General features: G+C 53.7%; 10 protein-coding genes. 3 read left to right on the top strand and 7 right to left on the bottom strand.

The window, feature by feature from the left end:
* Position 1 precedes the first annotated feature (1 nt).
* Genes FFI61_RS11135 through FFI61_RS11125 form a run of 3 tightly spaced genes read right to left on the bottom strand, consistent with a single transcriptional unit; the run spans position 2 to position 2,897 of the window.
* Positions 2-658 (bottom strand): c-type cytochrome, encoded by a 657-nt coding sequence (locus tag FFI61_RS11135; RefSeq protein WP_200370424.1) that lies wholly within the window; start codon positions 656-658, stop codon positions 2-4.
* The gene (locus FFI61_RS11130) at positions 655-1,284 is read right to left on the bottom strand and encodes a cbb3-type cytochrome c oxidase subunit II (protein ID WP_200201359.1); all 630 of its coding nucleotides are present in this window, start codon (positions 1,282-1,284) and stop codon (positions 655-657) included. The genes FFI61_RS11135 and FFI61_RS11130 overlap by 4 nt, the downstream gene beginning before the upstream one ends.
* Positions 1,281-2,897: a cbb3-type cytochrome c oxidase subunit I gene (locus FFI61_RS11125; RefSeq protein ID WP_200370423.1), complete on the bottom strand. Its 1,617-nt coding sequence runs from the start codon at positions 2,895-2,897 to the stop codon at positions 1,281-1,283. Before FFI61_RS11125 ends, FFI61_RS11130 begins: the two co-directional genes overlap by 4 nt.
* Before the next feature lie 386 nt (positions 2,898-3,283).
* Between FFI61_RS11125 and FFI61_RS11120 the strand changes: the two genes are divergently transcribed.
* Complete coding sequence (locus tag FFI61_RS11120) at positions 3,284-5,614, top strand: DUF6351 family protein (protein ID WP_200370422.1); 2,331 nt, start codon at positions 3,284-3,286, stop codon at positions 5,612-5,614.
* Positions 5,615-5,630: 16 nt separating this feature from the next.
* Here FFI61_RS11120 and FFI61_RS11115 read toward each other — a convergent pair whose 3' ends face one another.
* The 3 genes from FFI61_RS11115 to FFI61_RS11105 are packed head-to-tail and all read right to left on the bottom strand — an operon-like array spanning position 5,631 to position 11,953.
* Positions 5,631-7,850 (bottom strand): EAL domain-containing protein, encoded by a 2,220-nt coding sequence (locus tag FFI61_RS11115; protein WP_200370421.1) that lies wholly within the window; start codon positions 7,848-7,850, stop codon positions 5,631-5,633.
* Complete coding sequence (locus FFI61_RS11110) at positions 7,801-8,712, bottom strand: GGDEF domain-containing protein (RefSeq protein WP_200370420.1); 912 nt, start codon at positions 8,710-8,712, stop codon at positions 7,801-7,803. Before FFI61_RS11110 ends, FFI61_RS11115 begins: the two co-directional genes overlap by 50 nt.
* Before the next feature lie 4 nt (positions 8,713-8,716).
* Positions 8,717-11,953, bottom strand: a complete 3,237-nt coding sequence (locus FFI61_RS11105) for a CHASE domain-containing protein (protein ID WP_200370416.1) — start codon at positions 11,951-11,953, stop codon at positions 8,717-8,719.
* A 130-nt stretch (positions 11,954-12,083) separates the two neighbouring features.
* Here FFI61_RS11105 and FFI61_RS11100 point away from each other — a divergent pair, with 130 nt between their 5' ends.
* Complete coding sequence (locus FFI61_RS11100; RefSeq protein WP_200201353.1) at positions 12,084-12,317, top strand: hypothetical protein; 234 nt, start codon at positions 12,084-12,086, stop codon at positions 12,315-12,317.
* On the opposite strand, the gene FFI61_RS11095 is transcribed toward FFI61_RS11100, so the two are convergent.
* On the bottom strand, positions 12,314-13,369 hold the full coding sequence (locus FFI61_RS11095) for an AraC family transcriptional regulator (RefSeq protein ID WP_200370409.1): 1,056 nt from the start codon (positions 13,367-13,369) through the stop codon (positions 12,314-12,316). The genes FFI61_RS11100 and FFI61_RS11095 overlap by 4 nt on opposite strands.
* A gap of 188 nt (positions 13,370-13,557) precedes the next feature.
* On the opposite strand from FFI61_RS11095, the gene FFI61_RS11090 reads away from it, so the two are divergent.
* Positions 13,558-13,878 carry a 2Fe-2S iron-sulfur cluster-binding protein gene (locus FFI61_RS11090; RefSeq protein WP_200370408.1) on the top strand — a complete coding sequence of 107 codons (321 nt, stop codon included), beginning with the start codon at positions 13,558-13,560 and terminating at the stop codon, positions 13,876-13,878.
* Positions 13,879-13,892 lie beyond the last annotated feature (14 nt).

The following is a 13,892-nucleotide window of genomic DNA, read 5'->3' as shown; positions in this document are numbered from 1 at the left end:
CTCAGGGTTCCCCGAAAACCTCCTTCAGTTCCTCCGCAGACCAGTCCCCACGATCGCCAAAGCGCTCTTTGTGCTCGGTTACTGTCGCCGGGTCGATCTCACCTGCGCTATTGCCCCATTCGCTGCGGGCATAACTCAGAACTGCGGCCAGTTCGGCATCGGAGAGTGTGCCGCCAAACTTGGGCATAACGCCCTGGAAGGTGTTGCCAGCAACCTGGATTTCGCCTTGCAGGCCGTCGTGCACTATAGCCACCGGGATGGCCGCGTCTGCTAGCAGCCATTCGCTGCTCGCCAGCGGAGGAAAGGCGCCTGGGACACCTTGCCCGTTTGCCTGATGGCAGGCGCTGCATTGGGCGCTGTAAATCGCTGCCCCATCCGCCTTGGCGGCTGCCGTGCCGCCACCAGAGTCGGGGCTTTCTGAGGATGCAGAACCGCTGACGTCAGCATCATCCGCAGGCCCGGGTTCCTGCTGCACAGCCGCCACCGCTGAGCGGCTGTCGCCACCCAGCATGGGCTTACCAATCTGCCAGGTGTAATAGCCCACGCCCCATACAATCAGTATTGCGATCCAGGCCAGCACAATTTTTGGCGTGGCGCGTGTGCCTTCTTCCGGTTCGGGCGCTTCACGGTATTGAGCGCGATGGTCATGCTGGTTCATGGCGCACGGTTCTCCTTGGGCTCATCGGATTTTGGCTGGGCTTTTGGCAAAGTCGGTGCCGGATAAGTGTGGTCAAGGGCGAGCATGTACTCAGCCAGGGCTAAAGCGTCCTCAGTGGCAACGATTTTTCCGGTTTCTGGACCGTAAGGTGGCGGAATGTTCACCACTTTGTCGCCTTCTGCCGGTTCATTCACATGACGGAACAGGAAGGGGTAAGACGGCATAATGCTGCCTTTAATGATCGCCCTCGGGTTGTACAAATGCATCAACTGCCAATCGATACTGGGCTGGCGAGCGCCAATGTTGAACAGGTCCGGGCCGGTACGCATGGTGCCCAGTAAATGTGGCTCATCGTAGGCGTAGTCTCCGGGAACCGATGGCCGGCCCCAGCCCCGAGCCTTATCGCCGGGTGCAAAGCTCGGGTCCCTCGGTTGCTGGCTGTGGCAATAAACACAGCCATTGGCAATGTACACCTGGCGGCCACGTTGCTGCTGTTCCGTGTAGGGCTTGAGATCGGGCGGTACCTGTTCTGCAGACATTTGCAGATAAGGCATAACCACCAGGGTAAGCGTGGCCAGCAACAGAATGAGCGCTGCGCCGACCATGATTGCAAGAGCACGTTTCATTGGGCGTTCTCCTTGGTGGCTGGGCGGAAGAGAGTCGGTTGCTCAGTGGCGGCGCCACTTCGCATTAACATGGCGATGAAATGGAACGCGAACACCAGGTGCCCCAGCGTCATCAGAGCACCACCGACGGTGCGGGCCTGAAGTGCGGGCAGTGTCATTTTCACTATGTCCATGAACGGCATGGCGGCATCAAGCAATGCAACGCCTTGCTTCCAGCCTGCGATGGTCAGCGACACCACGTAAATCAGAATGCCGATGCTCACCAGCCAGAAATGCAGGCTGATCAGCTTGCGCCATGGCCATTCCCAGTTCGTGAGGCGAGGCATAATGAAATACACGGCACCAAACAGAATGAAGCTCAGGAAGGCATACATGCCGAGGTGCGCATGAGCCACGGTGTAGTGGGTGAAGTGAGTAATTACGTTAATGCTGCGCAGTGCTTCCATGGAGCCTTGAAGCGAAGCCACGGTGTACATGAGCGCACCAATCCATACAAAGCGCAGGGTTGGCGAGTCTTTCAGGCGCCCGAAACTGCCCATCATGGTGCCGTGATGGTTGATGGCTACGGTAATCACCGGAATCGACATCATCACACTGTGCACAATCGAGAGTGTGACCAGCCAGGTTGGAATGGGGCCGCCAATCAGGTGGTGGATACCCACCTGACTGTAAAACAGCGCCAATGACCAGAAGCCAATGAGCGATAGCTGATAGGAAATAATCGGCTTGCCGAGAATTTTCGGGATCATGTAGTAAGCAATGCCAATGCCGATGGGCGTTACCCAGAGCCCAAGTACGTTGTGAGCGAACCACCAGTTAACTGTGGCGCCAGAGGCACCGGGAAAGGCAAAAGGCAGATTGGCAATAAGGAACAGGAAAGGAAACCAAACCAGCGCCGCCATCAGGTACCAGCTGGTTACATACAGGTGCTCCACCTTGCGGTTGGCAGCAGTGAGCAACAAGGGAATAGCACACAGAGCGCCTCCTATCACAAACAAAATGTCGATTTGCCAGGGAAACTCCAGCCACTCCTCGCCATCGGATAGGCCCAGCGTGATGGCGCTCAGCCCGAGAACCAGACCAATGTTCCAGATAAAGCCGCCAAGAACAGCGTATTTTCCGCCAGCCAGAGAGGTTTTAAACAATCGTGGTATCAGGAACAGCGCAACGCCAATACCGGCCATGGAGGCCCAGCCGTAGGTAACGGCGTTCAGGTGTACGGGGCGAATCCGGCCGAAGGTAAGGAACTCACTGGCCGTCAAAAAGTCCGGAAGGTGCATTTTCATGGAAGAAGCCAGCCCGAAAAACGAGCCCAGAAGCAGCCAGAAAACCGACGAACTCAGCCAGGTGAGGACCGCTGTTCTTGAGGATTGATCAGCTGTCCAGCGTGCCTCTATGGCCGCGGCCTGCTCACTGGTGTTGCCGGTAAACGTCGGGTCTGAAGGGCGCGCAGGGTCCTCACTGTGGCCTTCCTCCCCCGGAGAGAAAATAGTGCGTGCCGCTGCCTGACCGTGACTGAACTGATTGTTGGCAATAGACCAGATCAGAAGCAGCAAACCTACCGTGGAGAGCACGAAGGTAATGATCAGGAGAATGGCGATGGTGGGCGTCATAGACTGTCCTGTTGATGCATTACAAATACCTCTTTGTGGGAGCCGCCACTCCGAATCTTGGGAAGGCGGACTTTCAAAGCGGTATGTGTATTCGTTTGGAAGATAACGAAGAGTCGCAATACAGTAACGCGACAAGCCAGATCGGACGATAGTTGTCGTTGTTCTAAATCAAGTCTGGGCGGCAGCGTGAAGGTTTACGCTTTACCGGTGGCGCCCTGTACCTGCGGTGAAAGGTGGACTAGGATTGAAAAGAAAAAAACACAGCTTTTCGTGTAGTGCCAGCTTCCAGCTTCGATAAAACGCTCGGTGACAATAATAACGCCAAGAGGGTATTTTCGATGCTTACTCGCCTGATAGCGCAATCCTTAACGATTGCAGGAATATCTGTGTTTCTGCTTAGTGGTTGTTTTGGTGGCTCCAGTAGCAGTTCCTCAAGCCCGCCAGATCTTGATCTCGTCAGTCTTTCCAGTGCGCCAAACCAAGTCAGCGGCAATACGGTGCTGGTTGGTCTGGAGGGTGATGCAACAACAGTCTCCAGAGAAATGAACAGCCTCAAATTCTGGCTCAACGGCACGATGGTCAGCCCGGAAGTAAGGACTGGTCGGAATGGCCCCGAGATTCTGGTGGCCGGGCTCGTGGAGGGGGAAAACCGGCTGGAGCTGCACCATAGTGAATCCGGCCCCCTGAGTGATCTCACTTTGACCGTTCACCCAGTGAGTGGGCCAATATTCTCTGGCCCTCAGCAATATCCGTTCGTATGTACCGTTACAACCGAGCTGGGAAAACAGCCTTTGGTGGATACCCAAGGCGATGCCGGCTTCCCGGTTATGGATAGCGATGCTAACAAGATAGGTTTGAGCAAGGACTGTTCGATCGATTCTTATGTGGAGTTTGTCTATCGCACAACAGGCGCTAGCTGGGCTGCGTTGCCTGACGATGGTTCCCGGCCTGCAGATATGGCCACCACTGAACTGACCGATGGTCGCACTGTTGATTTTGTGGTTCGACAGGAGCGGGGCACTATCAATCGGTTTATCTACAGTTTTGCCACACTTGCCCGTATCGGGGATGAGCCGGATGACACATCGGCTGCAAACTGGAATGGCCGGCTTCTGTTCCACTTTCAGGGCGGCGTTGCCATAGGGCATTCACAGGGCCGTGTTAGCAACAGCCGAGCGTTGCGCCCAGATGCCCTTGCGAAGGGTTATGCCATTATTTATTCCACCGGTACCAAAGCAGACACCCACTACAACCTTCAGGTGGGTGGCGAAACGGCATTGATGGTGAAGGAGCACTTCATCAAGCGCTTTGGTGTGCCTGAGTACACCGTGTCCGTCGGCGGATCTGGTGGCGCTATCCAACAGTACGTTTATTCTCAGAATCATCCCGAATTGCTGGATGCAGGTATGCCCCAGTACTCCTATCCCGACATGGTCACCCAGACCATTCACATCGGTGACTGTGAGCTGTTGGAGTACTACATGGACGTTACCGATAAGGCCAATACCAAGTGGCAGATCACCAAAAACCGTTCCTGGCTGGTGGGGCTGAATGCCACCGACGACTACCCGGACCCGTTTGCGGGTGCAAAGCAAACGCTTGGGTTCAGTACCGCGCCGGGAATGACTGAGTGCATCCCGGCATGGCGCGGGCTTACGCCTTTGGTGATGAACCCTGCGTTTGGGTATGCGGATAATCAGGAACTTATGGAGCCAGCCGGCGTGATGGGTACTGTGGAATGGTCTCATTATGACGACCTGCGAAATATCTACGGCGTTGATGAGAACGGCGACCCACGTACTCTGTACGACAACGTTGGCGTACAGTACGGCCTCGGAGCATTGGTTAATGGCAAAATCACCAAAACCGAGTTTCTCAAGCTGAACGCGCAGGTTGGCGGATGGAAACATCCTTCCGAAATGGTGCAGGAGGGCTTTCCGTTTATTGGTACGGAAGCAGACGTCTTTGCTGATCCAACCAAGTTCGACCCCTGGAGCTCCCGCAACATGAACCTGAGTGCCGATGGTACGGCGCCAGCACCTCGCACTGAGGGTGATTTGTTAGCGATTCAGGCGGCCTATGACGTTGGGATGGTCTTCGACGGCCAGCTCAATATTCCGGTTATAGATTGGAGGCACTACTTGGAGGAAGTGCTGGATATGCACAACAGTCACCAGTCCTTCTCGGTGCGCCAGCGCATCATCAACAAGATGGGAGACTCAGGTAACCAGGTAGTCTGGTTTACCGACGGCAGACCAACCGACACTTCGGATGGAAACAGACCGAGGCCGGATAAAAGCTCAGACCCAACGATGGATGCGCTGGGAGTGCTGCACGACTGGCTGATGAATATGCGTGAGAATCCCGAGCTGAGTATCGCCGACAACAAGCCGGCGGCAGCGGTAGATAGCTGCTTTAAAGCGGACGGTACTCTTATCGCCAAGGGAGACAGCGTATGGAACGGCATTCTTGATGACCAGCCAGATGGCGCTTGTACTGCCGAATTCGAAACCTACACTACTTCTCGGATAGTGGCGGGTGGCCCTATCGAGGGTAGTATTTTCAAGTGCGCGCTAAAGTCGGTTGAAACAGCATTGAACGACGACACCTACGGAACCGTTTCATTCACGGAACCCGAGATTACGAGGTTGAATGAAATCTTCCCGGATGGGGTTTGTGACTACAACCAGCCGGATCAAGGACGCCCCGCAGGCTAAATGAAACCCGGAAGAGTCAGTTGAGCACTGACTCTTCCGGGTCTATAAACGTTTCAATAGGCTGTGGAATCCCGAAGAAGTAACCCTGCAGGCATACGTGAGGATGCCAGGCTGCGAGAAAATCTGCATGAACTTGGGTTTCGACACCCTCCGCAACAACGCGAGCGCCCATGGTGTCGCCAATCCTTACAACCATTTCAACGATGTTGGCGTTCATAGGCTCATTGGGAGCTAAAAGCACGAAGCTGCGGTCAATCTTGACCTCGGATATAGGCAGGCGTTGCAAACGGGATAGCGACGAATAGCCGGTTCCAAAATCATCGAGTGAGAAGGTGCACCCCAGGCTGCGCAAGGCCTGCATCTTTTCGATAACGGTTTCCAGATTGTCAGCTGAAACGCTTTCTGTGAGCTCCAGGGTAAGCAGCTTGGCGGGAAACTCGGACGCGGCTAACAGGTTTTCCACAGCCGCTACAAAATCATCTTCTGCGAAGTGCTTGATCGATATGTTGATAGCGCAGCGAAGCTCGGGATGAGTTCTGTGAACTTCTACCATTCTTTCCATGGATTTGCGCAGAATCCAGCGCTCAACCTTCACAATTTGCCGGGTATTTTCCGCAAGAGGGATGAACTCGCCCGGGCCCAGAAGACCGCGTTCGGGGTGATCCCAGCGAACCAGAATCTCAAGCCCGTAGAGAACCCTCTCTGGAGACAGTTGGGGCTGTGCGTATAGCACCAGTTCATCCCGCTCTAGCGCCAGCTTCAGTTCCGATTCAATCTGAAGCTGGTGGCGAATTTGATCGCTCATCGAATCTTCAAAAATAGCGATTGGCCGATTAGCCGCTTTGGCACTGCGGTGTGCTGTTTCCGCGTGTTGGAGTGCGGATGTCGGTGAGTCTGAGCTGTCGGTAGGATATAAGGCGGCACCAACTGTGACTTCAAGGTGGAGAACGGGGTTGTCGCCATTTTGAATTGGCTCGGTCAGGCTATCCTGGATACGATCGTATAACCCCAGTACAACCCGATACGCGTCATCAATGGCCCACTGTTTAGGGGCCAGAACGATACCAAACTCGTCGCCAGAGAGCCTGGCTATGGAATCGTCGGTAAACACCGCACTGCGCAGGCGTTTCGCGAACTCTCTGATCACCAGATCGCCGGATTTAAAACCGAAGGTTTCGTTGATATAGCGGAAGTTATTGATATCAACTACGAGAACAGCGGTAGACACACTGCCACGGGTGCAGAACTTCAATACTGTACCGAGCTGATTCAGAAACAGGGCGCGGTTTGACAGGCCGGTAACCGGATCGCGCCACTTCAGTTCTTCCAGCCGCTGTTCTGTCTCTTTTACGCTGGATATGTCATTAAACACGACTACGTAGTGCGTGACATTATTGGTGTTGGAGCGAATGGTGCTGATGGTACGGAGCTCCGGATAGAGCTCGCCGGATTTTCGCCGGCTATGTAGCTCGCCAGACCAGTGGTCGTTCTCCCTCAGATACTTGCGGATGCTGTTCAGGCTTAGTTGAGTATCAATATCTTTACTCAGATTTGCGTAGCTTTCATTGAGCACGTCTTTTTCGGAATACCCCGTAATGCGGGAAAACGCAGAGTTCACTGCGATGATGGTGTTGTTGGCGTCCAGGAGGATAATGCCTTCCGAGGTTGCCATGAAGACTCTTTCGAACAGGTTGTTGTCGGGCTGTTCGGAGTTGCTCTGCTTTTCAATCTGTTCTTTGAGTTCTTTGTTGAGAGCTGTGATGTGATCAAGCATACCGCTGAGGGAAATATGCGTGCGCACTCGCGCTCTCACGGCAGGTAAGCGGATTGGCTTGTGGATATAGACCACGGCACCGGCCTTAAATCCCTTCTCCTCCGATTTGGAGTCGCTCAGGGCCGTGATAAATATAACTGGTATATGCTGCAAATCGCGCCTGGCTTTCAGGTCGCGGCACATCTGGAGCCCATCCGTTCCTGGCATCATGATGTCCAGAAGAATCAGGTGGGGTTTATCGCCTTGTTCAAGAATGCTCATGGCTTCCGCCGCGCTGGATGCGACCACCAGATCGTAGTCCTGGCTGAGGGCATCTGTAAGGACGCGAATGTTGGTCGGCTCATCGTCAACGACCAGGATCTTGGGGTTGCCACTTAGCCTGAACATTTCTGATCCATCTTGCGCGGTTAATTCAAAATAAGGGTCTGACACAGTTGCGCCCTCCATCTTCCTTGGCCTCATAAAGACTCCTGTCTGCGGCTTCGACCAATTCGGCGGCATTTGACAAAGATGACGGTTGAATGGCCGAGCAACCGACGGATATAGTGAAAGGGGTGCAGGTTTTCGCACGCTTTGGGCAGCTCTGACATTCTGCCCGAATGGACTGGATCAGGTTGTTTGCCGCCAATACGGTGCTTTGTAGATCGGCCCCGGGTATAAGTGCGACAAACTCGTCACCTCCGAGGCGCGCAACCACCTCACCAGCCCGTGCGAAGCTGGTATTCATGGTAGCTGCGAGTTTTTGCAGGCACAAGTCGCCTTGAGCGTGACCGTGCTGATCATTGATCTGCTTGAAATGGTCCAGATCGATCAGTACCAGTCCAAGGGTGTTGTTCTGGCGCGAAGCTCGTCGCCATTCCAGGTCAAGCTGCTGATTGAACAGGCGCCTGTTGCCAATCCCGGTTAAGGGGTCAATGAGTGCTGCTTCTGCCAACATGTCGGTTTTGCGTTTAAGGTCAATAAACGTCGATACTTTGGAGCTTAGTATGGTTTTATTGAACGGCTTCAGCACATAGTCTGTTGCGCCATGCCGAAAAGCCTCCTCAATATCCCGTGTATTGTCAGAAGCGGAAATGCAGATAACAGGTACGTAGGCGTACCGCTCAGACGCCCTGAGCTCGTTCAGAAAGACGAGCCCTGAGCCGTCGGGCAGATACAGGTCGAGAAGAACAGTATCGATTTCCCCAGACAGAAGCCCTCTTGCTTCAGCCAGGTTCTGACTGATGATCAGCTCACAGGCGTCCCCCAGAATGCCAACGAGGCTGGCAATGCCTACGGGTTCATCTTCTACGATCAGCACCGTTGGTGCTCTATTTATACTCATCAGGCTAACTGCCCCGGCCTTCAGATTCGATCTTCGAGAGCAAATCGGTGGCCTCGCTAAATTTGTAGGTTTCAAGTGCCCGGCACAGGCGGGACGCTAAGGTGGTTTCGCCATTCTCTCGCAGAAATTCCAACACCTGATCAATATCACCGTCACTCGCAATACGGTTGCCACCTAGTCGCTGCATCATCCGCTCAATGACCTGATTCACAGGATCGCTCATCTTGTTATCGGCCAAAACCGGGGATTCTGCAGCGCTGGCCATTTCAGAAAGCTGCTGGGCATGCTCCACCAGAGTCGCCAGAAGTACTTCTGGTCCGGGTGCTGAGTTGCCCGATTCGGTGGCTTTTTCAACCTCATCAGCAACCCTCGCCAGCTCAGTGTCAGCGATATTGGCCGCCGCCCCTTTAATCTTGTGAACAATGGCCTTGGTCGCTGCTGGATCGTTATGCTTCACGCAGTGCTCCAGGGCAGCGATCATCTCTGTGGAGCTGGCCAGAAAGCTGCGCAGGCAACGGTTGAACAGGCCGGGGTCGGCTCCGAATAGAGTCTGGTATGCAGATGCGGATATAAAATCGGGCAGTTCAACATTAGATGTTTGTTGCGGCGGTTTTGCCGCTCGTGGCGGGGGAGATGGCTCGCCGCTTGCGGCATGGTCTTTGAAAAAGGCTTGCAGCAACCTTTGAATGTCTCCGGGAAGAACAGGCTTGGTCAGGTAGTCGTTCATACCTGCGCTGTATGCACTGCTGCGATCATGTTCAGATATTGAAGCCGAAAGCGCAGCGATGATGGGTTGGCTGATGCCTTGGTGCCGTCGAATCTGGCTGGCAATGTCCTGTCCCGTTTCACCATCCAGATGGAGATCCATCAGAACAAGATCGAATGGGCGGCTTTCCAGGCGCTGCATGGCTTCAGCTCCGTTATGAACAGACTCGGACTGCACATCAAAGGAGTTTAGGTAGCTTGCAACGATTTCGCAATTGAGTTGCACGTCATCAACAATCAGTACCCTGAGATTCTGGAATCGAGGACGAGGAGACGACGAGAGAGTATGTTCTTCCAGCTGTTTCGGCGCGAGATGCTCGAAAAGTTTGGAGGGGGTCAGGGGTTCGTAGGCGGTGCGCCCGCCGGCATTCTGAAACTCAATCATCCAGTTATGTTTGAAACCGGCAGGTACAACCACCAGCAGCGCATTCAGCTGGTATTGCTCCGGTGCTGCCAACAAATCCTGCACAAACTCTTTGATTGCTTCTGTTTCAACATCCTCCATATCGACAATCGCCATCGACGGCGTGCCAGTTCCTTCGTCAGGAGTATCTGCCAGTATGGACTTGACCTCATCAAGGGTTGCGGCTTTTGTCAGCTCCAGAGACCAGTGATCGCGGTAGGTTTCCAGCAGGCCAAGATTGTGTTTCATACCATAGTGATAGACGTGAACAGGGCTAGTAACATGGCGAGTGCCGATGCTTTTCTCGTTCTCGGCCAGAGCAACGGGGATCATCAGAGTAAACTTGGAGCCCTGATTCTCAGCACTTTCCAGGCTGAGCGTCGCATCCATGAGCTTGGCAAGGTGGTTGCTGATTGCCAAGCCAAGGCCTGAGCCACCAAACACGCGGCTGGTGGATTCGTCGGCCTGACGAAAGTTCTCGAAAACCCGTTGCTGGTCTTCTTCCCTGATCCCTATGCCGGTATCTTTTACCGTGATTTTGAGAACCCCGTGGGTCTTGTCGGTACTGTTAAACCCGATACTCACACTCACGCTGCCTTCATGGGTGAACTTGATAGCGTTCCCGACCAGGTTGGTGCATATCTGAGAAATTCGCATAAGATCGCCAGTTACACACCTGGGTGTGGACGGCGCAATGTTCACGCGCAGTTTCAGCCCTTTCTCTTCGGCAGTGATGGCAAACAACTCAATACTGCGTTGAATCAGCGCTTCGATTTCAAAGGGCTGATAGTCCAGTTCGATATGGTCTGCTTCAATTCTGGACAGATCCAGAATGTCATTCAGAAGCTGCAACAACACCTCGGAGGCTAAGAATGCTTTGCTTACCAGGCGGCGGGAGTAGGCGTTGAGGCGGGCCTCTTTCAAAAGCACCAGCATGCCGATAATGGCATTCATTGGCGTACGGATTTCATGGCTCATGTTGGCAAGGAATGCTGTTTTCACCTTAACAGCTGACTCGGCTTCAAGCTTCTGCATGTTCAGTTCTGCTGTCTTCTCGATAACTTCCTGCTCGGCCCGCCGTTTGCCGTTGGAGAGGAGAAGGAATGCAAGCAGGATAAGGCCGTTGATGATCAGACCACTCACCAGAATGGCTGCGGGTTGCCTGCTGGCGTTGTATTTGTCGAAAAGCCGGGTTGTCTGAACGTCAAATTGCCACTCCCGCCCATAGATATCGAGAGAATAGGAAGTCTGGAACATGGGTGAGGTGTCGTAGTTATTCTCCCCTGTTTCATTGAACTCACTGTAAAGCTGGTGCTCGCCATCACTGATTTGAAAGTGCAGCAGCCGGTTGGTGTTGGCCAGGGTGCCTTCCATTAGCCGGGACACAAGAAAAGGCGCGTACACAAGGCCGAGGAAGTCAGCTTCCCTGTTATCGTTATGCTGTGCTTCGAGGGTGCGATAGAAGGGGTGGAAAAACAGAAAGCCGGGCTTCTTTTCATCGTCCTGAACCAGCGCTATGGGGCCGGTAATTTGTGTTTGGCCTGTGCGCATGGCTTTCTGAGCTGCAGTGAAACGGTTCGATTCGTGTGCCATATCAAGGCCAATAGCGGCTTCGTTTCCGGCGAGAGGTTCAAGGTAGGTGATGGGCCAAAAATCCGAACCTGTGTGAGGCGGGTGAACACGAAAGCCCGGGCGCTCTTTTCGCTCTTCTGCCAGATAGGCTTCAAGGTTACTTTCCGGCACCCTTTTGATAACGCCAATGCCGCGAACCCCGGGTAACCGGTCTTGCACGGCAAGAACTTCTGCAAATTGCCGCCACTGGGTGAGTGAGAGGTCGTTGTTGTTTGCACGGATGGCACCTGCTCCGGAAATCAACGCAAACTCGTACTTTTGCATCCGGTCCATTAACAGTTCGTTGAGCTGCTCAACCCGTTGATCAAAGTGGTCTTCAGCCCTGGCATCGGCGATCTGTGACGAGATCTGCCAGGCTGCAACAGTCAGCAAAAAGGAAAGGCAGATCACTATCCAATGCAGTTTGGTTATCTGAGCTGCGGCGCCCCTAGTCTTTCCCATATACTTATCTGTTAAACGGTGAGTTTGAGTACCAAGACTCAGGTTAGCTGAGGACTCTGGGAACTACTAGTAAGACAAACAGTTAGGAGGCTGGACGTGAAACTGTATCGGTGTGTAATAAAGGAAGCTTATGAGCCCTGAAGAATGGCAGCAGGTTCTGGAAGTGATTCCGGACGTGCGTGATGGCCTGACACGTACAGAAAGGCTCATCCTGTACCTGATACATGAAACCCAAAAAGAACGGAATGGGCGGAACGTTCCAACCGTTATGCTTTATGGGCGGGTGCTTGAATACGTTGATATGAGTGAGGCAGAGCTGCACGTTTATCTGGACAGGCTGGGTGTGCGAGGCGATGGGGTTTAGCTTTGACGGATTGCCTGCTTTCGATACTGATCAGGCGTTAGCTGAAACCAGCGTTTGAAGGCTCGCCGAAAATTGGAGCTGTCATGGTAGCTGAGGATAGCTGCAATCGCATCCACCGACATAGTGCTGTTGAGCAGATAGCTACTGGCCTGCTGCGACAGTATTTCATCGCGAATACTTCGAAAGCTGCGGCCTTCCAGATCCAGCCTTCGGGCCAGGGTGCGCTTGCTGATGAACATCATGGCTGCCGCTTCTTCTTCGCTGAGCACCCCCGGAGGCTGCGAAAGCATCAGTTTTTGCAGGCGATGGGTCCAGTTATTGGTTTTGAGCGGTAGTTTCTGCAGCATTGATTGGCATTGCCGCAGTGCCAGTGAGTAGTTTTCATTATTGGCCGCGGCGTTGGGAATATCGCAAAGAAACGCGGGGATCTTCAGTATCAACTCCGGAGATAAAAACTCGATGTCGCCTGGCAAGAATTCAGCATAACGCGTGCTGTAATCAGGCTCCGCAAAGGAGAAGCAGGTGCGCGCGCCCTCAACTGGTCGCCCGATAATGAACTCTGCACACTGAAAGAGAATGGATGCGTAGGCTTCCGAAATAACCCGGTGCACATCCGCATCAAGCGCCATATCAAAGTAGCAATAGCACTCCCAGTAGTACTCGCTGCGCTTCAACTCCAGGTGGGAAAAGTCGGCTCGGGTGGGAAGGTAAGTCTCGAATGCCTTGAGCGCGATCAACAGGTTGGGGCTGCTGCTGGCCAGAAACCCCATGGCCCCGTGGGTGGTCGGCGTCAGGCATTGCCCAATTCGCAAGCCGAATAGTTCATCATCAGTCATCCGCAAGGCGTTTTGCAGTATCTGCATTTGCTGGGTGGATGTGAGCAAGGTGTCGTCCTGCATCAACTGATCCACCGAGAGACCTGTCTGCGTGAGTAGAGTGGGCAGATCCCTAGCTTGCAGGCCCAGTACCCGGGCGATCAGGCGAGAATAATTCGGGGGTATGCAGGCGGTATGTCCCGCATTTCGACCCGTGGCCTGCGGTTTGTTCTTCATTTCATTTCGCCTTTCAAGTAAGCGCTTCGAAACCACAGTGTCTTTAAATGACCCTGCAATGTCAAAAAATGACCTCTTTTGCCGGGCTGTGATTGCCTAGTCTGGTGTTATCGGACACGAAGGTATGTCTTTACCCGTCGCCTGTGATGCAGGTGGCAATACGATCAACCGGTTTTGTGGAGCGCTATATGGGCAGTATTACATTCATCGAACACGACGGTGCAGAACACGCTGTTGAAATAGAAACGGGTAAATCCCTGATGCAGATAGCCATGAATAACGGCGTGCCTGGCATAGATGCAGACTGCGGCGGTGAAGCGGCCTGTGGTACCTGCCACGTGATCGTTGATGGCGACTGGATTGCAGCCACAGGCAAGGCCGGCGATGAGGAGTTGCAGATGTTGGATATGACGCCGGATAGAGCGCCCACCTCCCGATTGGCTTGCCAGATCATTGCAACGGATGCGATGGATGGATTGGTTGCGCGTTTGCCTGAGTTTCAGATGTAACAAGCTCTGATCAC

The organism is Marinobacter sp. DY40_1A1, from assembly GCF_016597815.1.
In the GTDB taxonomy this organism is placed as follows: Bacteria; Pseudomonadota; Gammaproteobacteria; order Pseudomonadales; family Oleiphilaceae; genus Marinobacter; species Marinobacter xiaoshiensis.
Note: the sequence above shows the minus strand (reverse complement) of the source record. Positions and strands in the feature narration are given on the sequence as shown.